The 25,183-nt window shown below is 63.5% G+C and carries 25 protein-coding genes and 1 pseudogene; 11 read left to right on the plus strand and 15 right to left on the minus strand.

Translation table 11 applies throughout. The annotated features are described in order from the left end of the window. Nucleotides 1–5 precede the first annotated feature (5 nt). Complete coding sequence (locus GA0061099_RS13675; protein WP_083235122.1) at nucleotides 6–395, minus strand: DUF302 domain-containing protein; 390 nt, start codon at nucleotides 393–395, stop codon at nucleotides 6–8. A gap of 374 nt (nucleotides 396–769) precedes the next feature. On the opposite strand from GA0061099_RS13675, the gene GA0061099_RS13680 reads away from it, so the two are divergent. The 3 genes from GA0061099_RS13680 to GA0061099_RS13690 are packed head-to-tail and all read left to right on the plus strand — an operon-like array spanning nucleotide 770 to nucleotide 3,198. Next, nucleotides 770–1,603, plus strand: coding sequence for an alpha/beta fold hydrolase (locus GA0061099_RS13680; RefSeq protein WP_074447920.1), 834 nt, complete (start codon nucleotides 770–772; stop codon nucleotides 1,601–1,603). Nucleotides 1,604–1,636: 33 nt separating this feature from the next. Beyond that, nucleotides 1,637–2,356, plus strand: a complete 720-nt coding sequence (locus GA0061099_RS13685) for a hypothetical protein (RefSeq protein WP_074447761.1) — start codon at nucleotides 1,637–1,639, stop codon at nucleotides 2,354–2,356. Between the two features lie 35 nt (nucleotides 2,357–2,391). Continuing rightward, nucleotides 2,392–3,198, plus strand: a complete 807-nt coding sequence (locus GA0061099_RS13690; RefSeq protein WP_074447762.1) for an alpha/beta fold hydrolase — start codon at nucleotides 2,392–2,394, stop codon at nucleotides 3,196–3,198. Nucleotides 3,199–3,253: 55 nt separating this feature from the next. Here the strand turns inward: GA0061099_RS13690 and GA0061099_RS13695 are convergent, their stop codons facing one another. Next, nucleotides 3,254–3,985, minus strand: a complete 732-nt coding sequence (locus tag GA0061099_RS13695; protein ID WP_074447763.1) for an isochorismatase family protein — start codon at nucleotides 3,983–3,985, stop codon at nucleotides 3,254–3,256. A gap of 272 nt (nucleotides 3,986–4,257) precedes the next feature. Between GA0061099_RS13695 and GA0061099_RS13700 the strand changes: the two genes are divergently transcribed. The 4 genes and pseudogenes from GA0061099_RS13700 to GA0061099_RS42070 form a co-directional block, all read left to right on the plus strand. Next, nucleotides 4,258–4,596: a hypothetical protein gene (locus tag GA0061099_RS13700; RefSeq protein WP_244620975.1), complete on the plus strand. Its 339-nt coding sequence runs from the start codon at nucleotides 4,258–4,260 to the stop codon at nucleotides 4,594–4,596. A 63-nt stretch (nucleotides 4,597–4,659) separates the two neighbouring features. Continuing rightward, nucleotides 4,660–5,130, plus strand: coding sequence for a (2Fe-2S)-binding protein (locus tag GA0061099_RS13705; RefSeq protein ID WP_074447922.1), 471 nt, complete (start codon nucleotides 4,660–4,662; stop codon nucleotides 5,128–5,130). 2 nt (nucleotides 5,131–5,132) lie between these two features. Then, nucleotides 5,133–7,292, plus strand: a complete 2,160-nt coding sequence (locus GA0061099_RS13710; RefSeq protein ID WP_074447764.1) for a xanthine dehydrogenase family protein molybdopterin-binding subunit — start codon at nucleotides 5,133–5,135, stop codon at nucleotides 7,290–7,292. 31 nt (nucleotides 7,293–7,323) lie between these two features. Further along, a pseudogene (locus GA0061099_RS42070) lies at nucleotides 7,324–7,461 on the plus strand (OsmC family protein); the annotation flags it as partial. A gap of 463 nt (nucleotides 7,462–7,924) precedes the next feature. On the opposite strand, the gene GA0061099_RS13720 reads toward GA0061099_RS42070, so the two are convergent. The 12 genes from GA0061099_RS13720 to GA0061099_RS13775 form a co-directional block, all read right to left on the minus strand. Continuing rightward, nucleotides 7,925–8,899, minus strand: coding sequence for a tripartite tricarboxylate transporter substrate-binding protein (locus GA0061099_RS13720; RefSeq protein WP_074447765.1), 975 nt, complete (start codon nucleotides 8,897–8,899; stop codon nucleotides 7,925–7,927). A 24-nt stretch (nucleotides 8,900–8,923) separates the two neighbouring features. Next, nucleotides 8,924–9,640 (minus strand): GntR family transcriptional regulator, encoded by a 717-nt coding sequence (locus GA0061099_RS13725; RefSeq protein ID WP_074447766.1) that lies wholly within the window; start codon nucleotides 9,638–9,640, stop codon nucleotides 8,924–8,926. 23 nt (nucleotides 9,641–9,663) lie between these two features. Next, nucleotides 9,664–10,404 carry an SDR family oxidoreductase gene (locus GA0061099_RS13730; RefSeq protein ID WP_074447767.1) on the minus strand — a complete coding sequence of 247 codons (741 nt, stop codon included), beginning with the start codon at nucleotides 10,402–10,404 and terminating at the stop codon, nucleotides 9,664–9,666. A gap of 22 nt (nucleotides 10,405–10,426) precedes the next feature. Continuing rightward, a complete protein-coding gene (locus GA0061099_RS13735) occupies nucleotides 10,427–11,197 on the minus strand; it encodes an SDR family oxidoreductase (RefSeq protein WP_024341830.1) in 771 nt (256 codons plus the stop codon). A gap of 15 nt (nucleotides 11,198–11,212) precedes the next feature. Then, the gene (locus GA0061099_RS13740; protein ID WP_024341829.1) at nucleotides 11,213–11,593 is read right to left on the minus strand and encodes a carboxymuconolactone decarboxylase family protein; all 381 of its coding nucleotides are present in this window, start codon (nucleotides 11,591–11,593) and stop codon (nucleotides 11,213–11,215) included. 53 nt (nucleotides 11,594–11,646) lie between these two features. Further along, nucleotides 11,647–12,873 carry an ABC transporter substrate-binding protein gene (locus tag GA0061099_RS13745; protein WP_074447768.1) on the minus strand — a complete coding sequence of 409 codons (1,227 nt, stop codon included), beginning with the start codon at nucleotides 12,871–12,873 and terminating at the stop codon, nucleotides 11,647–11,649. Between the two features lie 32 nt (nucleotides 12,874–12,905). Further along, nucleotides 12,906–14,138 carry an ABC transporter substrate-binding protein gene (locus GA0061099_RS13750; RefSeq protein ID WP_074447769.1) on the minus strand — a complete coding sequence of 411 codons (1,233 nt, stop codon included), beginning with the start codon at nucleotides 14,136–14,138 and terminating at the stop codon, nucleotides 12,906–12,908. Between the two features lie 32 nt (nucleotides 14,139–14,170). Beyond that, nucleotides 14,171–14,878: an ABC transporter ATP-binding protein gene (locus tag GA0061099_RS13755; RefSeq protein WP_024341826.1), complete on the minus strand. Its 708-nt coding sequence runs from the start codon at nucleotides 14,876–14,878 to the stop codon at nucleotides 14,171–14,173. Further along, complete coding sequence (locus GA0061099_RS13760) at nucleotides 14,865–16,637, minus strand: branched-chain amino acid ABC transporter ATP-binding protein/permease (RefSeq protein ID WP_199751037.1); 1,773 nt, start codon at nucleotides 16,635–16,637, stop codon at nucleotides 14,865–14,867. Before GA0061099_RS13760 ends, GA0061099_RS13755 begins: the two co-directional genes overlap by 14 nt. Before the next feature lie 2 nt (nucleotides 16,638–16,639). Continuing rightward, nucleotides 16,640–17,575 carry a branched-chain amino acid ABC transporter permease gene (locus tag GA0061099_RS13765; RefSeq protein WP_024341824.1) on the minus strand — a complete coding sequence of 312 codons (936 nt, stop codon included), beginning with the start codon at nucleotides 17,573–17,575 and terminating at the stop codon, nucleotides 16,640–16,642. Nucleotides 17,576–17,654: 79 nt separating this feature from the next. Beyond that, on the minus strand, nucleotides 17,655–19,049 hold the full coding sequence (locus tag GA0061099_RS13770) for an MmgE/PrpD family protein (protein ID WP_074447771.1): 1,395 nt from the start codon (nucleotides 19,047–19,049) through the stop codon (nucleotides 17,655–17,657). A 30-nt stretch (nucleotides 19,050–19,079) separates the two neighbouring features. Continuing rightward, nucleotides 19,080–20,165 carry an NAD(P)-dependent oxidoreductase gene (locus GA0061099_RS13775; protein ID WP_338060689.1) on the minus strand — a complete coding sequence of 362 codons (1,086 nt, stop codon included), beginning with the start codon at nucleotides 20,163–20,165 and terminating at the stop codon, nucleotides 19,080–19,082. A 56-nt stretch (nucleotides 20,166–20,221) separates the two neighbouring features. On the opposite strand from GA0061099_RS13775, the gene GA0061099_RS13780 reads away from it, so the two are divergent. Genes GA0061099_RS13780 through GA0061099_RS13790 form a run of 3 tightly spaced genes read left to right on the plus strand, consistent with a single transcriptional unit; the run spans nucleotide 20,222 to nucleotide 22,809 of the window. Then, nucleotides 20,222–21,583, plus strand: a complete 1,362-nt coding sequence (locus GA0061099_RS13780; RefSeq protein ID WP_244620977.1) for an MmgE/PrpD family protein — start codon at nucleotides 20,222–20,224, stop codon at nucleotides 21,581–21,583. Between the two features lie 11 nt (nucleotides 21,584–21,594). After that, complete coding sequence (locus GA0061099_RS13785) at nucleotides 21,595–21,984, plus strand: carboxymuconolactone decarboxylase family protein (protein WP_024341820.1); 390 nt, start codon at nucleotides 21,595–21,597, stop codon at nucleotides 21,982–21,984. Between the two features lie 15 nt (nucleotides 21,985–21,999). Next, nucleotides 22,000–22,809: an N-acyl homoserine lactonase family protein gene (locus tag GA0061099_RS13790; protein ID WP_074447773.1), complete on the plus strand. Its 810-nt coding sequence runs from the start codon at nucleotides 22,000–22,002 to the stop codon at nucleotides 22,807–22,809. 907 nt (nucleotides 22,810–23,716) lie between these two features. On the opposite strand, the gene GA0061099_RS13795 is transcribed toward GA0061099_RS13790, so the two are convergent. Continuing rightward, on the minus strand, nucleotides 23,717–24,232 hold the full coding sequence (locus tag GA0061099_RS13795) for a winged helix-turn-helix transcriptional regulator (RefSeq protein WP_074447923.1): 516 nt from the start codon (nucleotides 24,230–24,232) through the stop codon (nucleotides 23,717–23,719). A gap of 239 nt (nucleotides 24,233–24,471) precedes the next feature. Here GA0061099_RS13795 and GA0061099_RS13800 point away from each other — a divergent pair, with 239 nt between their 5' ends. Then, entirely contained in the window at nucleotides 24,472–25,104 is a 633-nt protein-coding gene (locus GA0061099_RS13800) for a 2-hydroxychromene-2-carboxylate isomerase (protein ID WP_074447774.1), read from the plus strand. Nucleotides 25,105–25,183 lie beyond the last annotated feature (79 nt).

Below are 25,183 nucleotides of genomic sequence, written 5' to 3' on the forward strand. Positions count from 1 at the left end.
TTTGATCAGTTCGATCCGGCGCCGATCGCGGCAGCGATGACAGCTTCGGCGCCGCCGAGCCTGGCGGCGAGGCCGGCCGGCAGACCGTGCCGGCCCTCGAGCGCGCTGGCCGGCGTGAACACCACCAGCACTTTGCCGGCGTCTTCGCGCACCAGCACCTTCAGCGGCAGCTCCAGCGCGAAGTCCGGCGCGGCGAGCATCAAGGGCGTTCCACCCTTGGGATTGCCGTAGATCAGAAGCACCGTCGGCGGCATGTCGAGGCCGACCGATCGTGCTGCCTTCTGCTGATCGATTGTGGCGAAGATAGTGAAGCCCTTGGCCTGCAACGCCGTCGTCAGGCGGGTGACTGTGTCCGCAAACGCATGAACGCTGGGCAGTCTGGTCATGGCGGTCATTCCGCTCTCCTTGTCCTGGGCTGCGCTGGCAGATGTCGCGACTGCGATGGCCAATGTGGTCGTCCATTGAACAAATTGCCGCCGGCTCGTCATCGCCCGTACCCTCCGCTGATGACTGCGAGCATTCGCCAGTTCGCGCTCGACTGCGAGACACACCAAGGATTGCGGATGCGGTGCTTAGGGCTGGTGGACGCACACCAAGGTAGATGTTGTCGATCACGACGATGTCGGTCCTGATTGACCTCATCCTGAAGTCGGACAAACCCACAACTCGGTATGATCCCAGGGCGGCGCGAAGTCTGGCAAGTAGCGGCTTCCACACCGGGTTCAGGAATCCTCTCCGCAGTCCGGTGGCGAGGCCGAAAGGAATGATTATGAGCACGCAATTCGAGTCAGCTCCAAATCGCTATGTCGTCGCGAGCGATGGCGTGAAATACGCCTACCGCAGGCTCGGCGTACCCGGCACGCGGCCGCTGATTTTCATGCAGCACTTCACCGGAACGATGGATTCGTGGGATCCGGCCGTTGTCAACGCCTTGGCACGCCATCGCACCGTCGTCATCTTCGACAATGCCGGTGTCGGTCTGTCGGGCGGGAAAACGCCGGACAACGTCGCGCAGATGACGATCGATGCCGAGGCTTTCATCGAGGCGCTCGATCTCGGCGAAGTCGATCTGCTGGGCTTCTCGCTCGGGGGCTTCCTGGCGCAGCTGATGGCCGCCCGCGGCAAGCTGCCGGTGCGCCGTATCGTGTTGGCCGGCAGCGCGCCACAAGGCGGCGAGGAGCATCTGCTCGCGGTCGTGACGGAAGCCTTCGCGAAACAGGCCCCGGAGGTGCGCCTGCCGCTGTTCTTCACGCCTTCTGAGGCGAGCCAGGCGGCTGGCCGCGCCTTCGTCGCTCGCGCAACAGCCCGAACCACGGAACGCGCCCCCGAGAGCGGCGAGAACGTCAGGACCGCGCAGGCCAAGGCCATCATCAACTGGTGTGCCGACAAGAGCGCAGCACATTCGCTCCTGAAGCGCATTGGTCGGCCGAGCTTGATCGTCCACGGCCGCGACGACACCATGTTTCCGGTCACGAACGCGTTCACCATGGTCGAACAGATGAGCGAGGCCACGCTGATCGTCTATCCGGACTCCGCGCATGGCGCGATCTTCCAATATCCGCAGATCTTTGCGTCTCACGTCGAGACGTTTCTGTCCGCCTGACAACGTCAACCTGCTCAAACATAGGATATTCTCATGGACCCGCTCGCAGCCCGGATCATCGACGCCCATGGCGACATTGCCAAATGGCGGAAGTTCAAAAGCCTCAGTGCCAAGTTGCAGCAGGGAGGTGCGCTTTGGGGCTTGAAGGGACATCCGGGAAAGCTCGACGAGACATCGGTCACGGTGGGACTGCAGGACGAGTGGGCCTCGCACGCGCCGTTCGGTCCCGACGGCAAGATCTCTTCGTTTCGGCCGGACATGGTGCAACTGGCGGATCGCGACGGCCGTGTTCTCGAGGAGTTGAAGGACCCGCGCGCTTCGTTCGCCGGTCACACGCTGGAGACACCGTGGTCCGAGCTGCAACTCGCCTATTTCGCCGGCATCGCGATGTGGACCTATTTGAACCTGCCGTTCCTGCTGGCTCGTGACGGCGTCCAGTCGGAACGCCTGTCCGATTGGGAGGAGGGCGGAGCCACCTGGCAGCGGCTGCGCGTGACGTTCCCGCGCGAGGTTGCGACCCACAGCACGGTGCAGACCCTATACGCCGACGATCATGGCCTGCTGAAGCGTCACGACTACGACGTCGAGATCGCCGGGCATACGCCGGGAGCGCACTACATCTTTGATTATGCGGATGTACAGGGCTTCAGGATTCCGACCTCGCGCAGGATTTTCCCCCGTGGTCCGGATGGCCGCTCGCTGACCGAACCTTTGGTCGTCTCGATCGATCTGTCGCACATAAAGCTCGCCTGAGCTGCGCGGCTTGCGACATCAGAGGAGATGACAACATGTCCGACATCAAATTCCTGCAGACCAAGGCCGGCAGGCTCGCTTATCGCGTCATGGGCCCCGCCGGGGGCGTTCCCTTGTTGCTGGCCAATCGCTTTCGCGGCACGCTCGACGATTGGGACTCGGCCTTCCTCGCGCTGCTGGCTCGTAGCCGGACCGTCGTGACCTTCGACAGCGCCGGGATCGGCCGCTCCGAGGGCGAGGTGCCGACCACGATTGCCGGCATGGCCGATGTGGCCGCGGAGGTCGTAGCTGCGCTTGGCTTCGAGCAGGTCGATGTTCTCGGCTGGTCGCTGGGCGGACTTGTGGCCCAGGAGACCGCGCTCGATCATCCCACCATTGTCCGCCGCCTGATCGTCGCCGGTTCGAGCCCGGGCGGCATCGGCGATGGGCCGAAGCAGCATCCTCGTGTGCAGGAGGTCATGACGCATGCGACGAACACGGAGGATGACTTCTTGTTTCTGTTCTTCCCGGAAACGGACACGGCGCGCGCGGCCGGCCGCGCCTATTACGCGCGCCTCAAGGCGATCACTAATCGCGGCCCTGCCGTCACGGGCCCGTCGTTCATCAATCAAATCAAGGCCTTCAGCAGTTGGTCGGGCGTGCGCGACAGATTGGCCGAACTGAAAATCCCGGTGCTGGTCGCCAACGGTCAGCACGATGTGATGATCCCGGCCTACCGCTCCTATGTCCTCGCGCAGGAAGTGGCGAACGGTAAGCTCGTTCTCTATCCCGATGCGGGCCACGCCTTCCTGTTTCAATGCGCCGACGATTTCACGGCGGAGATCGATCGTTTCCTGTCCTGAAGCCCAACGAATGATCAGCCCGGCGCCGCCGCGACCGGGCTGATCCCGTGTGATTTCAGCTGCCGGTCCCCGTCAGGAACTGGACGGCTTGCTCCGTGGTCCAAAGGCCGTTCGCGATGTAGCGGAAGTTGATGATCGCCGCCTGATAGCCATCGCCTTCCGGAATCTTCGGCGCGGCCACCGCGTCCCTGACCACCGCGACTTCAAAGCCGTTTTCAAGCAGGTCGCGCAGATGGGATTCGACGCACATGTTGGCGAGCATGCCGGCGAGGATGACCTGGTCGACGCGCTGCTTGCGGAGCTGCAGCGTGAGATCGTTGGCCTGTGGGCCGTAGAGCTTGTGCGGCGAGCAGATCACGGTCTTGCCGTCCTCGATATAGGGCTTGAACTCCGGCATGAAATCGGCGCCCGACTCGCGAAATCCGTCCAGCGTGTAGGGCCCGCTTCGATTGAACACGCCGGCCTCGGCCTGGAACACCTCGAGCGGACCATGCACTTTCCAGCGGTGATCCCAGCCATAGTAATAATGCGGCGACACCGCCACCATGATGCCCGCGTGCTTGGCGGCGGCAAACAGCCGTACCAGATTGGGCACCACGTTATGCTCGGTGACGCTTTCGCCGACCGCCGCCCAAGCGCCGCCCTTCGGACTCAGGGCGTCGATCTGCGGATCGATCACGACGAGCGCCGCCCTGGCCGCGTCGAGCCGCATATCGGCCTTCGGCAGCAACGGACTGCGGGGATCTGCATAGGGATCACGAGCTGGGTGAGCATGATCGGCAGACATTTTGATTTCCTTTGCTGAACGGCGCTTGCGACCACCGGCGATCTCCGGGATCAGGTCGGACGGATTGAAATGGCAGCATCAAAGCCAGAGAGGGGAAAGGGTGGTGCCGTGGCGGCTGCGTTGTCTTCCTGAACTTTGGTGTGGGAGGCCCATGCTCTCTTGTCGTCTGGATGACCCTTCGTTGGCCTGTGCCGCCCTGCCTGAACCGTCATGATGGCGAGGTAGCCGGGTCGGACTTGCAGGCGCGGTCGAAACCACGCGGAGGAGAAGCAATGATCGAGTCTGCCATGGGAGCCCTTCGGCAATTGACGCGCGAGACCGCATCGAGCCTGCGCTCGCTGAGTGCCGGGGGCTACGTGCTCCTGGGAGTTCTCGGCGCGCTTCTGATCGCGGCAGCTGCCATGGCCTGGCTCGGCTGGGAGTCGGCGCCTGACACGGATGTCCCCGGCGTCGGCTACGTCACGCTGGCAATCGGCGTTGGATTTTCGCTGGTCGTCGGCGCCGGGCTGATGGCGCTGGTCTTCTACAGCAGCCGCAGTGGCTATGACGAGCCCGCGCGGCTAGTCGAGCAGGCCTCGCAGGAGACGGCGCCGGACCGTGACCGCGCCTAATTTTTTCACGCGTGCGGGCAGGACCGTCAGTCCCGCGGCACGAGCCAACCATGGAGATGAATGATGGCCTTCACAATCGAGATCAACGGCACGAAACGGAGCGTCGACGTCGACGGCGATACCCCTCTCCTGTGGGTGCTCCGTGATGTGCTGGGCATGACCGGCACGAAGTTCGGATGCGGCATGGCGTTGTGCGGCGCCTGTACCGTGCACCTCGACGGCAGCGCGGTCCGCTCCTGCATCACCAGCATCGACAGCATCGGGGAGTCCAGGATCACCACCATTGAGGCGATTGCCGCGACCCCGAGCGGGGAGCACATTCAGAAAGCCTGGCTCGACCACCAGGTTCCGCAATGCGGCTATTGTCAATCCGGCCAGATCATGTCGGCTGCGGCGCTTCTGAACGAGAAGTCGAAACCCAGCGACGCCGAGATCGACGATGCCATGAGCGGAAATATCTGCCGCTGCGGCACCTATGTTCGGATCCGCAACGCCATCAAGGCGGCGTCGCAGGCGCAGGGCAAGCGAGGCTGATCATGGTCAAAACATTCAGCGCGTCATCGTCCCGCTTGTCCCGCCGCCAGTTCCTCGTCAATAGCGCGGCCGCCGGGGGCAGTCTGGTTCTTGGGTTCAGCCTTCCCGTCGACGGTAGCGCCGCCGCGGCGGCCGAGACCTTCTCTCCCAATGCCTTCATTCGCGTCAGCAGGGACGGGCAGGTCACGCTGATCATGCCCTATGTTGAAATGGGGCAAGGCACCTACACCTCGATTCCGATGCTGATCGCCGAGGAGCTCGAGGTCGAGCTGGGACAGATCCGGCTCGAACATGCGCCGCCCGACGAAAAGCTCTACTACAATCCGCTGCTCGGCGTTCAGGCGACCGGTAATTCGAACGCCATGCGCGGCGCCTGGAAGCCGCTGCGCGAGGCCGGCGCGGCTGCGCGCCTCATGCTGATCGAAGCGGCGGCGAAGCGCTGGGGCGTCGACGCCTCGTCCTGCCACGCCAAGGCAGGCAAGGTCATCCACGCCAGCGGCAAGACTCTCTCCTATGGCGAGCTGGTTGGCGACGCGGCGCGGTTGACGCCGCCGAAAGCCATTTCGCTCAAGACGCCGGATCGGTTCACGCTGATCGGTACGTCTGCCAAGCGGCTTGATTTGCCAGGCAAGGTCAACGGCACGGCCCTCTTCGGCATCGACGCCCGCCCGTCGGGCCTGAAGATCGCGACGCTTGCCCAGTCGCCCGTTCCCGGCGGCCGCGTCAAACGGGTGGACGACACCGCGGCCAAGGCCATCAAGGGTGTGCGTCAGATCGTCCGGCTCGATGATGCCGTTGCCGTCGTTGCCGACCACATGGGGGCAGCGGAGAAGGGCCTCGACGCACTCAAGATCGAATGGGACGATGGCTCGCATGCGGCCTTGACCAGCGAGGAGGTCTATCGGCAGCTCGAACAGGCCGTCCAGGGCCGCGGCGCCGTCGCGCAGGACGTTGGTGGCGCCGAAAAGGCTATGGCAAGTGCGGCAGTCCGCGTGACCGCAAGCTACCGCCTGCCGTTCCTCGCCCATGCCACCATGGAGCCGATGAACTGCACCGCTCATGTTCACGACGGCGTCTGTGAGCTCTGGCTCGGCACCCAGGCGATCGCCCGTGTACAGGCGGCCGCTGCCAAGACGGCCGGCGTGCCGCTCGAGAAGGTCACCGTTCACAACCACCTCATCGGCGGAGGCTTCGGGCGCCGCCTGGAGACGGACGGCGCGGTGCGTGCGGTTCAGGTTGCGATGCAGGTCGATGGGCCGGTCAAATTGATCTGGACGCGCGAGGAGGACATCCAGCACGATTTGTATCGGCCAAGCTGGGTGGACCGGATCGAGGCCGGTCTGGATCGCGATGGAAGGCCGCTGGCGTGGATCAATCGCTTCGCCGGCTCGTCCGTGGTCGCACGATGGCTGCCGCCGGGCTTCAAGGACGGCATCGACCCGGACTCGGTGGACGGGGCTATCGACCTGAGCTACGCGATCCCCAACGTTCACGTCGAATATGCAAGGGTCGAACCTCCAGGTATTCAGACGGGATTTTGGCGGAGCGTCGGCCCCTCGCACAACGTCTTCGTCACCGAAAGCTTCGTCGACGAACTCGCCGCCGCTGCGAAGCGGGATCCACTGGCCTATCGCCGCGACCTGCTCGCGCATAATCCGAAGACGCGCGCCGTGCTCGATCTGGCTGCAGAAAAATCCGGCTGGGGCACGCCATTGCCGCAACGATGGGGCCGAGGTGTTTCATTGCAGAAGGCGTTCGGCAGCCTACTCGTTCAGGTTGCCGAGGTGGAAGTCGCCAAGGACGGCTCCGTCCGGGTTCACCGCGTGGTTTGCGCGATGGATTGCGGCACCGTCATCAATCCCGACACCGTCGAAGCTCAGATCCAGAGCGGGGTCATGTTCGGCGTAACCGCCGCGCTCTACGGCGAAATCACGCTGAACAATGGGCGCGTCGAGCAGGGAAATTTCGACACCTATCAGATGTTGCGTATCAACGAAGCTCCCGCGATCGAGGTCCACCTCGTGAGCAGCACGGAGCCGCCCGGAGGCATGGGTGAGGCCGGAACGTCCGGAATTGTTCCTGCTATTGCAAATGCCGTCTTTGCCGCGACCGGCAAACGCTTGCGACAGTTACCGATCGATCCCGCTCTCCTGAAAACCTGATGTGGCGAGCGTTACAGAAAGGAAATTGAACGATGATCCGAAAAGCACCAATCCGAAAGAGCTGATCGCCGCCGCACATGCAGGCTGCTTCACCATGGCCCTGGCGTTCGGTCTTCAACTGGCGGGCTTCACGCCGGAAGAGCTTGCCAAATGGACGATTCTTTCTCTCAATGGCTCCAATCGGCCATCGACTGCTGATGCTAGATCAAACTTGCCATGATGGACTGGAGCGAGAGCTCAGGTGTTTCAAATGGTTAGAAGGCATTGTGTGCACAACGTGTGCACCGGGAGATCAAGAAAAATCCATCGGAGGCAAGCGCAAGGTAGTCGTTCGTTGGACCTGCGCGCGGCGTTCGGAAAGCGCTGACGAGGGGAGAGCGGAGGCGGTGCGCAGGCTCGGCAAAGTCTCACGAGCAGGGCTCAGCGTCGGTCAATCCCAAGATGTAAAGTGAGCTGCAGTGAGAAAAACAAAAGGCCGGCGTCGGGGTTCTAGTCGCTTCCCCGCTACCAATCATACGATTTTCTCACCAAACTGATGGGATACGCTTCACGGAGCACAGAAGGCGCGAAATGCGGTCCTCCTGCCTGCGTCGAAGCACGGCCTGACAGGGCGACTCTCCGCCGCTGGCGGTCTACTGCGGGTCGATACCGGCCGCTTTGATGATCATTCCCCATTTGCCGATCTCGGCTTTCAAGAAGCCTTCGAGGGCATCCGGCGTCGCACGCTCGGGCTCGACCGGAGCCATGCTGAGCTCGGCAAAGCGGTTGATCAGTACGGGGTCCCTCAGCGCGCTCTGCAACGCACCAACAAGTCGGTCGAGGACTGGCTTTGGCGTGCCGCGCGGCGCGTACAGGCCGTACCAGGTCGTGACGTTAAATTCTGGAACGCCAGCCTCGGCCGAGGTCGGCACGTCGGGCAAGGTCGCGACACGCGTCTTGCTGGTGATGGCGTAACCCCTGATCGTCTTCGACTGAATGTATGGCGTCGGTCCGGTCGCGGGATCACAATAAACGTCGATATGCCCGGCGATCACATCATTCAGCGCCGGCCCGCCACCCTTGTAGTAGATCGGCGTGAGCTTCGTATCGGTGGCGCTCATGAACATCAGGCCGCAGAGCTGTGAGGCAGAGCCCAGTCCGACATTGCCGAAGGTCATCTTGCCGCCTTCGCTGCGGATGCGTGCGATCATCTCGCTCAAGTCCTTGGCCGGAAAGTTCGGCCGGGCCACCAGGATCATCGGGACGTCGGTGACGAGCCCGATCGGGGCGAAGTCGCCGACGGGGTCGAACGGCAGCTTTGCGTACAGCGCGGGCGCTGTCGCCTGGCCGACATGCATCAGCAGCAGCGTGTAGCCATCAGGAGCGGCTTTGGCGACGCGGTTGGTGCCGAGCGTGCCGCCGGCACCAACGGCATTCTCGATCACAATGGACTGTTTCAGCGCCGCGCTCATTGCGCTGCCGAGAATCCTCGCGATCACGTCTCCGGGACCGCCAGCCGAGAACGGCACGATGATCGTGACCGGGCGTGAGGGATATTCATCCGCGATGGCCGTGCCGCTGGGAGAGAGCAGGAAAAGCAGGATTAGCGATCGTACGAGATACGGCATCGAACACTCCCTGGCGGCATTGTTCTAGTCGTCGGAAGGCGCCGCCTCCTTGGCCGCCGACGATTTTTCGATCATGTCGAGCGCGGCCACCGCAGCCGCATTGATGTGGTCCACGCAGCAGCGCTCGGCGAGGTCCGCATCGCCGGCCTGGATCGCACGCCAGATCGCGGTGACTTCGCGCAGGCTCTTGTTGATGCGCTTCGGCTGCGACATCGATGTGATCCGCAACAGCTGGATGCGGTCGTGCAGCGGCTTGAGCATGCGCTGGATGAACGCATTGCGGCAGCCGCCGATCAGCGCCGCGTAGAATTCGGTCTTGGCTTCGAGGCATCCGATGAGGTCTTGCTTGGCCGCGGCCGCCTTGAGCCGCGTCAGGGCGTCGCCGATCCGGCGGGCCACCTCGGGGTCGTGAAGCCTGGCGCATTCGCGGCCGGCGAAGCCTTCGAGGACGGCGCGCGCTGCGTAGAGCTGCCGGGCTTCTTCGAGGCTGATGGTGGACACCACGGGGCCGCGGTGTGGCACCATATTGACGAGCCCGTCGGCCTCGAGCGCACGCAGCGCTTCGCGGATCGAGGGGCGGCTGACGCCCATCATCTCGCAGAGCTCGCGCTCGACCAGCCGTTGGCCCGGCTTCAGCGTTCCCGACATGATCGCCTCACGCAGCTTCTGCGCCACCATCGCCCGGACGGTCGGGACGTCCTCGATGCGGAGTGTCGATTGCAAGTCGCGGCGTCTTTCCATGTCCGGGTCCTGTTCGGGAAAACTCAGTACCGGTTTACAGGCAGAATCATCATTTCGGCAATTTGAACGTGGGCGGGCTGGTCAAGCGCGAAGACGATCGACCGGGCGATATCGGCCGGATCGAGCGCCATCCTGAACTGGTCGAAATAGTCCTTTTCCTTCTGCGTATCGCCGCGGTAGCGGGTCAGGATGATGTTGGTGCGGGTCAGGCCGGGCTGGAGCTCGGTGACCCGGATCGCGGTCTCCGCCAGCTCGCCGCGCAGGGTCTCGGTGAACATGTGCACGCCCGCCTTGCTGGCGCTGTAGGCCGCCATGTCGGGCACGATCCGTACCGCGTTGATGGAGCTGATATTGACGATGTGCCCGGCATCGCGCTGGACCATGCCGGGGAGGATCGCGCGCGTGACGCGCATCAGGCCGATCAGATTGGTCTGGATGATGCTGGACCAGTCGTCGGCAGAACCGATGTCGAAGCGCGTCCGGCCGCCGATGTCGTGGCCGGCATTGTTGATGAGGACGCCGACCGGCCTGAAATGATCGGGAATGGCATCGGGCAGGCGATCGACGGCCTTTGCATTGCTGATGTCGAGCTCGATCGGAAACACCTTGTCGCCCCCCGTCGCCGCCAGTTCCCGAAGCGCCCTGGCGTCGCGGTCGACCAACACGACGCGGCGGCCGCTGTCGATCAGCGCCTCGGTAATGGCGCGACCCATGCCGCCGGCGGCACCGGTCAGCACGACGGTTTGGCTCGATTGTTCGGTCATCGCGAAACTCCCATTCCGGTGCTCATGCGACCGACCAGCCGCCGTCGATTGGCAGGCTGGCGCCGGTGATGTCGTTTGCGGCGGGGCCGCAGAGAAAGACGACCATGGCCGCAACTGCGCCCATGTCGATGAAGCGGTGCGTCGGCTGGCGTTCGCCGAGATAGTCGCGCGTCACCTCGGCGACGGGACGGCCGCTGGTCTCCGCCATCCCCGCGATCTTGTTCAGGATCGCTGGCGTTGGCAGCGTGCCGGGGCAGAGCATGTTGCAGGTGATGCCGCTGCGCGCCGTTTCGATGGCGACGGCGCGGGTCATGCCTGCGATCGCCGTCTTGGTGGTGACGTAGTCGATGCGGTCCTCGACCGCGCGGCTCGAATAGATCGAGCCCATGTTGATGATCCGGCCCCAGCCACGCTGCTTCATTGCCGGCAGAGCGAGCCGGATCAGGTGAAACGGCGCCGACAGATTGACGGCCAGCGCCTCGTCCCAGCGCTCCGGCGGGAACTGCTCGATCGCAGCGAAATGCCTGACAACCGCGTTGTTGACGAGAATATCGATGGCGCCGCAGCGGTCGAGTAGGTCGGCCATCATGGTGTCGATGGCGTCCCGCCGGGCCAGGTCGGCCGCGGCGGGGATGACCTCGACGCCGAAGCGGGTGCGGAGATCGTCCGCGGCCTGCTTCGGAGCAACGAGATCATGAAGGACAATATTGGCGCCCGCGCCGGCCAGGCCCTCGGCCACGGCGAGGCCAAGGCCTGCCGTCGCACCGGTCACGAGCGCCCAATTGTCCTTCATCGCAGCTGCGCTCCGTTACTTCTTGTCGAGCTCGGCGAAGACTTCCTTCGCGTTCCGGAACGCGTCTACGCCCGCGGGCACGCCGCAATAGATCGCGACCTGCATGAAGACCTCGCGGATCTCCTCGCGGGTTGCGCCGTTGGCGAGCGCGCCGCGGACGTGGGTCTTGAGCTCGTGCGGCCGGTTGAGCGCGCAGAGCATCGCCAGATTGAGGAAGCTGCGGGTCTTCCGCGTCAGGCCTTCGCGGCCCCAGACGTAGCCCCAGCAATACTCCGTGGTGAGGTCCTGCATCGGCCGGTTGAAGTCGTCCGCGGATGCGATCGCCTCATCGACGAACTCGTTGCCGAGCACGCTCTTGCGAATTTCGAGACCGCGGTCGTAGGTCGCCTTGTCCATTCTGTTCTCCGTTTCTCCTTCGGGCGGTATCAGCTCTCAGCTCAGCTCTTACCTTAGCTCTTGGGCCAGAATGGCTTTGCCAGCGCGAGCTCGGGCGGGAACACCGTCACCGGCACGCCGGATTGCCACTGCACGATGGTCATGCCGGCGCCGACGCGGCGGCCCTTCTCGTCGAACTTGATCTCGCCGAGCGGGTAATATTTCGAAGGACCTGCATCCATGGTGCGCAGGGCTTCGCCGACGGCGACGCGGTCCGCCTTGCCGGCTTTCTCCAGCGCGTCCTTGATCACCCACATGTCGCCATAGGTGGAGATCGCGTTCTGCGTCATCCAGGGCTCCTTGTAGCGGGTCTTCAATTCCGCGATCAGCGCCTCGTGGCCTTTGGCGCCCCAGCTCGCAACGCAGGTCAGGACCCCCTGGAGCAGTTCGGGGCTCACGGTCTGCAGCATGTCCGGCTCGGCGATGGCGATGCCGAACGAGATCGTGGGAATCTTGCCTTGACCGAGGCCGAACTCGTTCATCTTTTCGAGCAGGAGTTTTGCGTCCGAGATCACCGTCGGGAGGAAGAAGAGCAGGTCGGGCTTTGCCGAACGGATCTTCTGCACCAGCGATGTCGCATCCGCCAGCGGCGGCGTGAACGTCTCGTCGACTATCAGCTGCAGCTGGTTTTCCGCCAGCAGGCCTTCGCGCATCGATTTCGCCGAGGCGATCGACGCGGCCGTGTTGTCGGTGAGGATCGCGACCGTCTTCGGTCGCTTGCCGGACGCCGTCTCCGCCAGCTTGATGATCTGCGGCAAGGCCTGACGGGCCTGCGATCCTGCCGTGGCCGAGGTCTGGAACACGTATTTGAAGCCGCGATCGGTGATCAGGTCGGAATAGGAGAGGGTGAGGACGGGCAGGTTGGCACGTTCGGTGACCTCGGTCACCGCGAGCGTGAACGACGACAGGTAGGCGCCGCTCGCCGCGACCAGATCGCTCTCCTGCGCGACCATGCGCTGGGCTGCGTTCTTGGCCTTCTCGGTGGAGTCGCCGGAATCGAGCACCACGAGCTTCAGCTTGGCGCCGCCGAGCGCCTTGATGCCGCCTTGCGCGTTGATGTGCTCGACCGCCATCTCGGCGCCATGACGCATCACCGTGCCCGGGCGGGCGTACATGCCGGAGATCGGCACCAGCAGGCCGACCCTCACTTCCGCAGGTTGCTGGGCCCAGGCGCGAGATGCGATCAGCGTGCCGGACGCGCCGGCAAGCAGCGTTCGTCGACTTAGCGTGAATTTACTCATGACAATCCTCCTCCCTGAAAAATTGCGCGATGCTACTTTTTCGGCCAGAACGGCTGTGCCTGCGCGAGTTCGGGCGGATAGACGGTGACCGGAACGCCCGATTGCCATTGCACGATGACGACGCCGGCGCCGATCCTGCGGCCCTTCTCGTCGAACTTGAGCTGGCCGCCCGGATAATATTTCGACGGGCCGGCATCCATGGTGCGGAAGGCCTGCGCGACCGCATTGCGGTTGGCCTTGCCAGCTTTTTCCAAGGCTTCCTTCATCAGCCACATGTCGCCATAGGTCGAGATGACGTTCTGTGTCATCCAGGGCTCCTTGTATTTGGCCTTCAGCTCGGCGATCAGCGCCTCGTGACCCTTCGAGCCCCAGTTGGCGACGATAGTCATGATGCCCTGCACGGTCTCTGGGCTCACGCTCTGGAGCATGTCTGGTTCGGCGATGGTGATGCTGAAGGACACGGTCGGGATCTTGCCCTGGCCGAGGCCGAACTCGCTGATCTTCTCGAGCCCGAGCTTGGCGTCCGACACCGCGTTCGGCATGAACAGCAGCAGGTCGGGCTTGGTCGAACGAACCTTCTGAATCAGCGGCGTCGCATCCGACAGCGGCGGGGTCCAGACCTCCTCGACGACCAGCTGGAGGCCTTCCTGCGCGAACAGTCTTTCCTTCAGCGCCTTCGCGGTGGCAACCGAAGTCGCGGTGTTGTCCATCAGCATCGCGACGGTCTTCGGCTTCTTGCCGGAGGCGTTCTCGGCGAGCTTCATCAGAGTCGGCAGGCCGAGCTCGGACTGGCGGCTTGCGGTCGCGGCGGTCTGGAAGATGTATTTAAAGCCGCGATCGGTCAGAAGGTCCGAATAGGACAGAGTCAGCACCGGCAGCTCGGCGCGCTCGGTCACCTCGGTGACCGCCAACGTGAAGGACGAGAGATAGGAGCCGGTTGCGGCGACCAGATCGGGCTCCTGCGCCACCATGCGCTGCGCCGCGTTCTTGGCCTTCTCGGTGGTGTCGCCGCAGTCGATCACGACCAACTTCAGCTTGGCGCCGCCGAGCGCCTTGATGCCGCCTTGCGCATTGATGTGCTCGATGCCCATCTCGGCGCCCATCTTCATCACCTGGCCGGGGCGGGTGTAGATGCCCGACAACGGCACGATGAGGCCGACCTTGATCTCGGCCGGCGTCTGCGCGTGCGCCACGCCGGCAAGCCCCACGGCGGCCGCGCCGGACAGCACGGTTCGGCGCGTGAGTCCGTTCGATGTCTTCTTCATTGTTTTCTCTCCCTAGTCATTTGTTCTTGTCGTCACATGCCAAGATAGGCCTTGCGCACGCGATCGTCCGCGCGCAGCGTGTCGTTGTTGCCCTCGAGCACGACGCGCCCGGCTTCGAGGACGTAGCCATGATCCGCCGATTCCAGCGCTTCGGCGACGCGCTGCTCGACCAGCAGCATGGTCAGGCCGGATTGACGGCGGATCTCGATCAGGCGCTCGAAGATGAAGTCGGCGGTCGAAGGCGCCAGCCCCATCGAGGGCTCGTCGAGCATCAACAGCTTCGGCGAGGAGGCGAGGCCGCGGCCGATCGCGAGCATCTGCTGCTGGCCACCGGACATCGTGCCTGCGAACTGGTTGCGGCGTTCCTTCAGCACCGGTAGCCACTCGAAGATGCGCTCGATGTTGCTCTGCCAGTCGCGCCGGCCGCTCTCCGTCATCGCGCCCATTTCCAGGTTCTCCATCACGGTGAGAGACGGGAAGACCTGTCGGCCCTCGGGAACGTGGGCGATGCCGAGATGGGGGCGCTGCGGCGGCGGCACGGCGAGCAGATCGACGCCGTCGAAGGTGATGGCCCCGCCGCTCGGCTTGACGATGCCGGAGATCGTCTTGAAAAGCGTGGTCTTGCCGGCGCCGTTTGGTCCGACGATCGCGACAAACTCGCCGGCGCCGACATTGATCGAGATGTCGTTCAGGACGGGCTTGGCGGAATAGCCCGCACTCAATCCCTCAATTCGCAGCATGGCCCACCCATTTCTTGCCGAGATAGGCCTCGATCACGCGATTGTCGCGCGTCACCACTTCCGGCAGGCCTTCGGTGATGACGGCGCCGTGGTCGAGCACGACGAACCTGTCGACCAAGCGGACCATCGCCTGCATCGTGTGCTCGATGATCGCGATGGTCGTGCCGTCGCGCGCGAGCTGCTGGATCACTGCGACGACCTCATCGGCCTCGCCGTGGCCAAGGCCCGCGAGCGTCTCGTCGAGCAGCAGGATGCGCGGCTGGCCGGCGATGGCGCGGGCAAGTTCCATCAGCCGCAGCTCCTTCGTCGAAAGCTCGCCGGCCAGGCGGTCGGCGACGGCAGAGAGCCCGACACGGGCGACCGCGTCGGAAGCGAGCTTGCGCGCCACCTCGTCGGATCGCGCGCGCACATAGGCGCCGACCACGACATTGTCGAGGATCGACATGCGCAGGAACGGCCGCATGACCTGGAAGGTGCGGCCGATGCCGGCTTCACAGATCACGTGCGGCCGTTGACCGGACATGTTGCGGCCGCCGATCAAGACTTCCCCCTCGCTCGGCTTCAGGAAGCCGTTGAGGAGATTAAATAGCGTCGTCTTGCCGGCGCCGTTGGGCCCAATGATGCCGAGGATTTCGTTCTGGTGCAGCTTGAAGCTGACATTCTGCACCGCCTTGAGACCGCCGAACGAACGCGAGAGGTTCTTGACCTCGAGCATGATCTCGCCGGTGGCCGCACGCTGCTGCGAGGCGGGCTTCAGCGCGGTGACGTTGGCGACCGCTGTTTCGGGGACGTCAGCTGCAGCCGCCTTCGGCGCCTTCCGCTTGCGCAACAGATCGCGCAGCTTCCAGAACAGACCCTCCGGCGCCAGCAGAATGACGCAGACGATGGCGAAGCCGAAGATGACGCCCTGGATGCCGGGGAAGCGGTCGCCGGCCTCGGCATGCAGGACCTCGGCGAGCGGAATCAGGATCACCGAGCCGATCACCGGGCCCCAGACCGTGCCGACGCCGCCGAACATGGCGACGGTCAGTGCTTGGGCCGACACCAGCATGCCGAACACCGATTGCGGCGTCACGACCAGCAGCACCTGGGCGTAGAAGCCGCCGATAGTGGCGGCGATAGCGCCGCTCAACGTGATCGCGCGCAGCTTCCAGGCGAGCGTGTTGATGCCAGCCGCCTCGGCCGCGGCCTCGTTCTGCTTGATAGCGAGCAGCGCCATGCCGAAGCGGGAACGCTCGATCACTTGCGTCAGCACGATGGTCGCCAGCATGATCGCGAGCCCCAGCAGCGTGTAGATGTGCGGGTCGGAGAACTGCATGTAGGCGATCGGCGCATTGCGCTTGATCGGAAGCGTCACCTCCTGAAAGCCGAGCCACTCGAACACGTAGAGGATGGCGAGCGGGTAGGCGAGCATCGCCAGGGCGAAGTAGTGGCCCTGGAGGCGGAAGGTCGGAAATCCGATCAGGAGCCCGGCGATGCCGCCGAGCACGGCTGCGACGGGGATCAGCAGCCAGGGGGAGATGTCGAAGTAGATTTGTCCGAGCGCAGTCGCATAGGCTCCGATGCCGAAGAATGCGGCGTGGCCGAAGGAGATCAATCCCGTGTAGCCGCTGAGCAGGTTCCAGGACAGGCCGAACACCGCCCACACCGGCACCAGCGTCAGGATCAGCTGGTAATAGGAATTGGTCACGCCGAGCGAGAGCGCGGCATAGGCGAGGGTGAACAGCAGGGGGGGCAGAAAGGAGCGCGTCCGGAGCATCGTCACGTCCTCTCCACCATCCGTCCGAAGAAGCCTTGCGGACGGAAGAAGATGATGAGGAGGAAGACTGCGAAGATCGCTGCGTTCTGCAGCTGCGTCGGCAGGATCAGCGTCGACATCTGCTGCACCAGGCCGATGGTCATGCCGCCCCAGAACGCGCCGATGATGCTGCCCATGCCGCCGAGCACGACGCCCGCATACATGACGATGACGTATTCGAGGCCGACGAACGGGTGGAACGGATAGTTGGTGGCAAGCAGGCCGCCGGCGATCGCCGTGATGCCGCAGCCGAGCGCGAAGGCGGTGCGGTGCGCCCGGTCGACGTCGATGCCCATATAGGTCGCGGCGGTCGGATTGTCGGCGGCCGCCCGTAACGACTTGCCGATCCGCGTCCGCGTGATCAGCAGCGAAAGCAGGATCATCATGACCAGCGAAACGATCATGTCGATGCTGCGCGCCTTGTTGAGGAAGATGCTCATGTCGAAGAAAGGGCCGAGCTCCCAGGCCGAGCTCGACAGCGGCGTGCGGATCGAGGCCAGCACCGATCCGAAGACGAGCAAGCCACCGTTCTGCAGGATCAGCGCTATGCCGAGCGTCAGGATGAGCTGGGCGTAGTGGCCTTCGCCTTCCAGCGAAGCGGTGCGCGTCCCTGAAACGTGCGAGATCAGTGTCCGGTGGACGAAGTAGCCGAATACAGCGAGGACGGGGCCGGCTAGCAGGATAGCGACGAATGGTCCTACGGCATTGCCAAAGAACGATTGAACGCCGGCGGCGGTGAATAGATAAAAGGCGGTGTACATGCCGAGCATCATGAAATCGCCATGGGCGAAGTTGATGACGCGCATGACGCCGAAGATCAGGCCGAGCCCGACGCACATAAGCCCGTAGACGGCGCCGATCAGAAGGCCCGCGGCGAGCGCTTGCAGGAATCCCTCCATCAGCCCCGCCTCCGCGCGGCTGACGAACTTAAGCAGGTCTCGAAATCGACCATGTTTCCCCCGTACTCTCCGGCACTTCTTATGATGCCGATCGTAAAACCCGTTCCGCCGTGTCCAGGCGGCATTGCGCTGCGATCTCGCCGGCATTGTCGAGCCGGTCACTGTTCTCGATGAGTTGCTCCAGCCTGTGCGCGCGGGCCTCACCGAGGACTGCGCAACTGGCAGCGCGGAAGCGCGCGCGAATATCAGATGGTGTTGCGGCTATGACGTCGGGCAACGTGTGCTGGATGGTCCGGCCGCTCCGCAGATGCACGGTCACATCCGCGCCCTGCTTGCCAGGGAAGGCGGCGGTGAAGCCGGCATCTGCCTCGAGGTCCGTGACCGAAACCAGGCGGATGATGTCGGCATTGCCGAGCTCGGCGTAGTTCTCTTCCTCAATCTCGCCCCGGGCCAGCGTCGCCGCGACGCTGAAGGGAATGCTCATCTTGGCCTGGAGCGCGTTCCGGTAAGGCCCCAGGGAGTCGCAGCCCGGATAGCGAACCGCAGCATCGGGGGCGCGAATGACGACGCGATCGATCTCGTCGGTGCCGACGAGCTCGTGCGAGACACGGAGCGCAGCTTGAGCGGCGGTTTGCGCGAAATTGCAGGCCGGAACCGGCTTGTTGTACACGGCCATGATCTCGCACTCTCCGCCAGGGAAGATCGCGATGCTGTCGGGTGCGGCTTGGCGACGATAGGCGGCGAACAGGCCTGCCTCGCCTTCGAGGATGGTTTCGGAGCCGAAGGCGCCGGCTGTGGCCAGACCGATCGCCTTGATCGCGTTGCTGGCGGCAAAGCCCGGATGGAAATACATGTCGGAGCCGCCGGCATGCGGCCACTCGTTGAGACCGCTGGACGTATTGGCCGCGATCGCCATGGCGCTGGTCGCCTGGTCCTCGGAAAGGCGGAGCGCGAAACTTCCCGCGAGCGCCGCGCCCAGAGGAGCCACGACGCCGGTCGGGCGATAGAGCCGCGCAAGGTCGGAGGTCAGAAGCGCGCGGCCGATCCGCGCGCCGGTCTCATAGCCGATGATGGCGGCCGCGAGTAGCCTCGCGCCGGACAGCGGCGCCTGTTCCGACAGCGCGAGCAGCGCCGGCCAGATCACCACGCCGTGGTGCGCGATGCTGGCCGCGTGCATGTCTTCCCGCACGAGGCCGTGCCCCATCACGGCGTTGCTGAATGCCGCGTCCGCCGGCGAGGAGAGTTGCGAGGTCCCGATGATGGTCGCGCCGCCGCCGTCATGCGCGATCTGAATCGCCTGACGGCTCCAGGGATGCTGACCTGCCTCGAACGCACAGGACAGGAAGTCCAGCAGGCAGAGCTTGGCCTTGGCGACGACTTCGGGCCCGAAATCGCCGAGATCGACGGCGAGTGCGCTCCGCGCCATCTGGCGCGCGAGCGATGCCTTGCCGGATCTGGTCGGGCCGTTCGTCATTGCCACGTGCTCTCCCCAAGACTCGCGCGCTCAGCCGCGCATCTCGACCCCGGCCCACTCCTCGAGCACCTTGGCGATCGAGGTGAAATCGGATGATGAACCGTACTTGGCACTGGTGATCGCCAACATCTGCCGCACGACCGCGCCGCAGACCATTGGCACGCCCATAGCCTCGGCCTCGTCTACGCAGAGACGGACGTCCTTGTAGGAAAGGCCGGTGGTGAAGCCGAAATCGAACGTGCCTGGCAGCACCGAGCGGGGGAATTTGTCTTCGGAAGCGCTGTTGCGGCCGCTGCTGGCATTGATGATGTCGATCAACACCTTGGCGTTGACGCCGCCCTTGACGCCCATCGCGACCGCTTCCGACGTGATCACGAGCGCCGCCGCTGCCATCAGATTGTTGGCGAGCTTGGCGGTCTGCGCCACGCCGGGCTTGTCGCCGGTGTAGAACAGCTTGCCGAAGTTCTTCAGGATCGGCTGCACGGTCTCGTAGGTCGCCTGCGGGCACGATACCATCACGGCCAGCGTGCCGTTGACGGCGCCCTTGATGCCGCCGCTGACCGGCGCATCGACCAGCGTCATGCCTTTCGCCTTGAGGCCTTCCGCGACGAGCTTCGCCGCGCCCGGACCCGAGGTCGAGAGATCGATTACGATCTTCGCGCGGTTGCCGCTGCTGATGCCATCCTGGCCCAGCGTCACCGCCTTGACGATGTCAGGCGTCGGCAGGCTTGCGAGCACGATGTCCGCGCGGGAGGCGACGTCCGCGGGCGACTTGCCGAGGAGAGCGCCGCGCTTGACCAGCGGCTGCGTTGCGTCGCTCTGCGTGTCGTAGACGACGAGCGAATAGCCCGCGTCCATCAATCGCCCCGCCATGGGGCCGCCCATGCGACCCGTTCCGATCACGCCGAGCGTTTCTCCCGCCATCGTCCACTCCCTGTTGCGTGCTCCCGTGATGAGGCGCGCCGTCTTGATCTTGTCGTTTTCTTTACCAGTCGGCCTGGACGACCGCCGTCGTTGCGGCGGCGGGGATCCCGCGCCAACGGCCGGATTGTTATGATTGTCAGACAAGCTGTCAAGCATAACATTTGGGGTCGACAGTTTGCCGCGGATCGGCATAAGGTCCGAACAAAACGAGGAAGAAGCCCCGCGTGCCGCAACATTCCATTCCTAGCGTGAGCAGGACGCTCGCTGATTTCGTCGCTGCCTCATCATGGGTGGAGGTGGAAGCGCAGAGCCTCGAGGCGCGACGATCGATCCTCAATTTCTTCGCGACGGCACTCGGCTCCGCACGCGATCCCGTCGTCATCGCAGCGATTCGCGCGCTGGCACCGTTCAGTGGTGCCGCGACATCGACGGTGATCGGTCATTCCGAGCCGATGGATGCGCTCTGCGCGGCGTTCCTCAACGCCATCTCGGCGAATCTGCTCGACTTCGACGACACCCATCCCGAGACGATCATTCATCCGGCCGCGCCGGTCGCAGCCGCCATATTCGCGCTCGCGGAGACGCGAAGGTTGTCGGGGCACGAGGTGCTGACGGCATTCATTCTCGGCGTGGACGTAGAATGCCGCATCGGCAATTCAGTCTCGCCGCGCCATTACGCGCGTGGCTGGCACATCACGTCGACCTGCGGGATTTTTGGAGCGGCTGCGGCTTGCGCGAAGCTCCTGGGCCTGCCCGCGGAGGGCATTGCAAACGCAATCGGAGTTGCGGCGAGCCAGTCGGCCGGCAATGTCGAGAACCTGCCGACTGGAGCCAAGAATGTCAGCGTCGGCAATTCGGCGCGAAACGGGTTGTTCGCCGCGCTGCTGGCGCAGCAGGGCTACGAGGCGGCGCCCCGTGCCATCGAGGGACCGCTCGGCTGGGCCCGCACCATGGGCGATCAGCCCGACCTCGCGCGGCTGCTCGACGGTCTCGGCAGGACGTTCGAGATCGCAAAGAACACCTACAAGCCGTATCCCGCCGGCATCGTGTTTCACGCGGTGATCGATGCCTGCCTCCTGTTGCGCAAACGGATCGCTGGACGCATCGACCAGATCGAGCAGGTGACGGTGCAAGGCTCGGCCCTGCTGCTCGCCCGTGGCAACCGCCCGGTCAACAACGAGCGCGATGCGCGCGTCAGCATCCATCATTGCGTGGCATGCGGTCTTTTGCTCGGTGCCGCCGGGGTCGCCGAGTTTGTGCAGGAAACCGTAATCCGGCCCGACATCGTGCAACTGCGGCAGAAGGTGAGTGCGGAGCTCGACAGCGAAATGCGCGATGGCGCCGCGCGTGTGACGTTGCGCCTGGCGTCCGGGGATGTCCTCACCGAGACAGTCATTTCGCCGCGCGGCAGTCTTGCCGCGCCGCTCACGGATCGCGATCTCGAGGCCAAGCTGCGCGAGGGCGTGCGGAGCGGCCGAAGCGACTGGGATGCCGACCGTGTCATCGACGCGGTCTGGCGGCTCGACGCGGTCGATGACGTCGCTGCTTTGCTGCAATCGCTGCGGCCGCTATTGCGTTCATCGACTTCCAACTCAACTCTCAAGACCTGAAAGGGACGATCATGAGCAAGACCGAACTGTTCGACAAGGGGCTCAAGGTTCGCAAGGAAGTGCTCGGCGAGGATTACGTCAATAAGTCCATCGCCGGTGCCGACGACTTCACGCGTACCATGGCGGAATGGTCGACCGAGTTCTGCTGGGGCGCGTTGTGGACTCGGCCCGGCGTCGACCGGCGCACGCGCTCGATCGTCAATCTGGCGATGCTCGGCGCGCTGAACCGCCCGCACGAACTGAAGCTGCACGTCAAGGGCGCCTTGAAGAACGGGCTCACAAAGGAGGAGATCAAGGAGATTTTGCTCCAGGTCGCCGTCTATTGCGGCGTGCCCGCCGGCATTGACGCCTTCCGTAACGCGCGCGAGGCGTTCAACGAGGTCGACGCGGCCGGCTCCTGAGCAGATCGCAGATCCATGGCTGATCCGGTCTACGAGCTGTTCGCCATCCGCTACGCCACGCGGGAGGCGCAGCGCAGCGAGCACTTCATCGGCGGCGACCCGCATGACGGGCCGATGCCGATGGATTATTTCATGTGGCTGGCGCGGGGAGGCGGGCGCACCTTCGTCATCGACACCGGGTTCAACGCCGAAACCGCCAGGCAGCGCAGGCGGACGTTCCTGCGCTGCCCGGTAGAGACGCTTGCCGCGTTCGATATTGACGTGGCCGACGTCAAGGACGTCATCCTCACGCATCTGCACTACGACCATGCCGGCAATTTCGACCGGTTTCCGAACGCGCGGTTTCATCTGCAGGAGCGCGAGCTAGCCTACGCCACCGGCCGCTACATGCAATATCCGAGGTTGTCGCATTCCTTCGAGGTCGAGGACGTCTGCGGCATCGTGCGGCTGAACTATGCGCGTCGCGTCCTATTCTACGATGGCGATGCTGAGATCGCTCCCGGGCTGACGGTCCATGCGGCGGGCGGACATTCCGCGGGACTTCAATTCGTCCGGGTCAACACGCGCCGCGGGCCGGTCGTGCTCGCTTCCGACGTCAGTCATTTCTACGAAAACCTGAGGGGCGAGCGTCCTTTTACGACAGCGTTTCATGTCGGCGACATGCTGGTCGGGTTCGACAGGCTGCGGGCCGCAGCGCCCGAGGCGGACCACATCGTTCCTGGTCACGATCCGCTCGTCATGATGCATTATCCAGCGCCGACCCCGGATCTGGACGGGATCGCGGTCCGCTTGGATGTGGCGCCGTCCGGGCCTTCTCATTCCTAGGGCGGCGAGAGGACCACGCAGCGCATCCTTGTCGAGCGTCTCTCCCAGGGTGATGGACAGATCTTTCGCTACTTAGCTCCAATTGGATATCGATTGCTTGTGCTAGCCCCAGCTTGCCCATGATGGATTGATCGAGAGTTCAGTAATTTCAGCCAGTTAGAAGGCCGCGTGTGCACGGCGTGTGCACCGATAGATCAAGAAAAATCCATCATTAGCAAGCTTTGGCGATCGGCCTTGTAGCGATGATGGCGCTCGGGAGCTAGTTTTGTGCGATTAGGGCGGACGTGCGGATCGCTGCGACGGGATACCGACGTCTTGTGCGACCTCGGTGCTGTGTGAGCTCATCTCAGATACGCCAAGCGCGACAACGTCACGCGCGAGAGCAATTTAGCGCTCGCTGACGACACGACTTTTTATTTCGATCGAAGGCTTGACGCATTTGCCGTTTTCTTCGCGCCGCTCACGTGGCGTGGGTGTGAAGCTAAGGCACAGCGTCATTCAATCATGACCCACATAGATCGCTCTACTGAATGTAGAGGAAGCTTGGTGCACATTAGGGCACCTGAAGGATTTTAGATTCGAAGTAAGGAAGAGCAATCACAGGAGAGGCTAACGATCATATTTCGTTGAAATCGTGAAAGCGGTGAAGTGAAGTTGGACCTAGCTGCACCTGTAGCCGAGACGGTGAGTTGATCTTATCCCGGCGGAGTACCGCGATTAAGCAGTCATTTCTGACGAAGCATCGCCGCGCGTACGATCGTACAGAAAGGCCTGCTCTCGGATCAGGCGGTGTGGAACCGAGTAGAAGAAGTCCGACAACGTCGACGTGACAATAGAGCAAGATGCGGGCCAAGTGTCCGCAGCGAGCCCATTACCGCCAACAGTGACGTGGTCTGGCTTGTCCTCGTTATGCCGCTTTCCTGCGGGGCTTTGGCTTTGCTTTCTTGTCGAGCAAAACTCGCTCTGGAGCGGGGCGCGCGCCTGGACCAGGATGGACATGAACTTCCTTGGCCAAAAGTGGCTCTCCGCATTCGGAGCACACCATCACGGGATCGAACGTCTTGCCGCACTTACGGTGCTCGTGTAGTAGGGGACGTCCGCGTTCGTCAACCATGTGGGTGTCACCCCAGTGTACGAGCGCCATCATGATCGGATAGAGGTCGAGGCCCTTTTGCGTCAGGATGTACTCGTGGCGTTTGGGCGACTCCTGATAGGGAATGCGGCGCAGAACGCCCTGCCGAACTAGCTTTTTGAGCCGTTCGGCAAGCAAATGGCGGGTGATTCCAAGCGCCGACTGAAAACCCTCGAAGCGGCGCGTACGCAGAAAGCATTCGCGGAGAATCAGAAGAGTCCACCGGTCCCCGATCACGCCAATGGTGCGGGCCATCGAACATGGCTCTTCCTCAAGTTCATCCCATTTCATTCGTGCCCTCCGGTCGACCGACTCCCGTTCCGCCTGAATCAGGGGCAACGCCAAGCGCCGCTCGCTCCATTCTAGATAGGTACTAAATTTGAGACAATACCCCCGCCGACCCGCGATGTGGCCATGGCGATGGTCCATTTGACAGTTCATTTTTAGAACTGTAAGGATGGTAACAGGCAGCGACCGGCCTAGAAGATCACCAAGCCTGCCCATCATTGCGCTCTGCGGGAGGAGCTGACATGTCCCTGAAGGTTGAATTCCTGTTCGATTTCGGCAGTCCGAACGCTTACCTCGCGGAATTGGCCCTGCCGGGAATCGAACGGCGCACCGGCGTGAAATTCGAATATGTCCCGATCCTGCTCGGCGGCATCTTCAAAGCGACTGGCAACATGTCACCGTTCGATTCCCTTCGTGGCATCAAGAACAAGCCGGAATACCAGACTCTGGAGACCCAGCGTTTCATTCGCCGCCATAACGTGACGAAGTTTCGTTCCAATCCGTTCTTTCCGGTGAATACGCTGATGTTGATGCGCGGTGCCGTCGCGGCTCAGTTCGAAGGCGTGTTCGAGCCCTATTTCCGCGCGGCCTATCACCACATGTGGGAGGAGCCGAAGAAGATGGATGATCTTGAAACTTTCCGAAAGGCATTCATCTCCTCAGGCGTCGATATCGACCGGCTGATTGCGCGAGCACAGCAGGATGACGTCAAGAAGCGGCTGTTGGATCGGACCACCGACGCGGTCAACCGCGGCGCGTTCGGCTCGCCGACCTTCTTCGTTGGAAATGAGATGTTTTTCGGCAAGGACCAGCTTCGCGATGTGGAGGAGTCGATCGTCGAGCAGATCGGCCAGCCCGTTTCGAAGACGGCCTAACGCCAGACCTGGAGCCTCGCAGAGCCGGGCGTCCGCGGCATCCGCATGACGAAACCTCAGTCGATCTATAACGAAGTCA

This window comes from Bradyrhizobium yuanmingense, assembly GCF_900094575.1.
GTDB classification, from domain to species: Bacteria; Pseudomonadota; Alphaproteobacteria; order Rhizobiales; family Xanthobacteraceae; genus Bradyrhizobium; species Bradyrhizobium yuanmingense.

Coding starts and splice junctions, on each gene's coding strand:
- GA0061099_RS13695 (WP_074447763.1), bottom strand. CDS start 3,985: ATGTCTGCCGATCATGCTCACCCAGCTCGTGATCCCTATGCAGATCCC.
- GA0061099_RS13720 (WP_074447765.1), bottom strand. CDS start 8,899: ATGCCGTATCTCGTACGATCGCTAATCCTGCTTTTCCTGCTCTCTCCC.
- GA0061099_RS13800 (WP_074447774.1), top strand. CDS start 24,472: ATGTCCCTGAAGGTTGAATTCCTGTTCGATTTCGGCAGTCCGAACGCT.
- GA0061099_RS13690 (WP_074447762.1), top strand. CDS start 2,392: ATGTCCGACATCAAATTCCTGCAGACCAAGGCCGGCAGGCTCGCTTAT.
- GA0061099_RS13785 (WP_024341820.1), top strand. CDS start 21,595: ATGAGCAAGACCGAACTGTTCGACAAGGGGCTCAAGGTTCGCAAGGAA.
- GA0061099_RS13750 (WP_074447769.1), bottom strand. CDS start 14,138: ATGAAGAAGACATCGAACGGACTCACGCGCCGAACCGTGCTGTCCGGC.
- GA0061099_RS13745 (WP_074447768.1), bottom strand. CDS start 12,873: ATGAGTAAATTCACGCTAAGTCGACGAACGCTGCTTGCCGGCGCGTCC.
- GA0061099_RS13765 (WP_024341824.1), bottom strand. CDS start 17,575: ATGGAGGGATTCCTGCAAGCGCTCGCCGCGGGCCTTCTGATCGGCGCC.
- GA0061099_RS13735 (WP_024341830.1), bottom strand. CDS start 11,197: ATGAAGGACAATTGGGCGCTCGTGACCGGTGCGACGGCAGGCCTTGGC.
- GA0061099_RS13700 (WP_244620975.1), top strand. CDS start 4,258: ATGATCGAGTCTGCCATGGGAGCCCTTCGGCAATTGACGCGCGAGACC.
- GA0061099_RS13790 (WP_074447773.1), top strand. CDS start 22,000: ATGGCTGATCCGGTCTACGAGCTGTTCGCCATCCGCTACGCCACGCGG.
- GA0061099_RS13760 (WP_199751037.1), bottom strand. CDS start 16,637: ATGCTCCGGACGCGCTCCTTTCTGCCCCCCCTGCTGTTCACCCTCGCC.
- GA0061099_RS13740 (WP_024341829.1), bottom strand. CDS start 11,593: ATGGACAAGGCGACCTACGACCGCGGTCTCGAAATTCGCAAGAGCGTG.
- GA0061099_RS13770 (WP_074447771.1), bottom strand. CDS start 19,049: ATGACGAACGGCCCGACCAGATCCGGCAAGGCATCGCTCGCGCGCCAG.
- GA0061099_RS13775 (WP_338060689.1), bottom strand. CDS start 20,165: ATGCCGATCCGCGGCAAACTGTCGACCCCAAATGTTATGCTTGACAGC.
- GA0061099_RS13795 (WP_074447923.1), bottom strand. CDS start 24,232: ATGAAATGGGATGAACTTGAGGAAGAGCCATGTTCGATGGCCCGCACC.
- GA0061099_RS13730 (WP_074447767.1), bottom strand. CDS start 10,404: ATGACCGAACAATCGAGCCAAACCGTCGTGCTGACCGGTGCCGCCGGC.
- GA0061099_RS13725 (WP_074447766.1), bottom strand. CDS start 9,640: ATGGAAAGACGCCGCGACTTGCAATCGACACTCCGCATCGAGGACGTC.
- GA0061099_RS13675 (WP_083235122.1), bottom strand. CDS start 395: ATGACCGCCATGACCAGACTGCCCAGCGTTCATGCGTTTGCGGACACA.
- GA0061099_RS13685 (WP_074447761.1), top strand. CDS start 1,637: ATGGACCCGCTCGCAGCCCGGATCATCGACGCCCATGGCGACATTGCC.
- GA0061099_RS13710 (WP_074447764.1), top strand. CDS start 5,133: ATGGTCAAAACATTCAGCGCGTCATCGTCCCGCTTGTCCCGCCGCCAG.
- GA0061099_RS13705 (WP_074447922.1), top strand. CDS start 4,660: ATGGCCTTCACAATCGAGATCAACGGCACGAAACGGAGCGTCGACGTC.
- GA0061099_RS13680 (WP_074447920.1), top strand. CDS start 770: ATGAGCACGCAATTCGAGTCAGCTCCAAATCGCTATGTCGTCGCGAGC.
- GA0061099_RS13755 (WP_024341826.1), bottom strand. CDS start 14,878: ATGCTGCGAATTGAGGGATTGAGTGCGGGCTATTCCGCCAAGCCCGTC.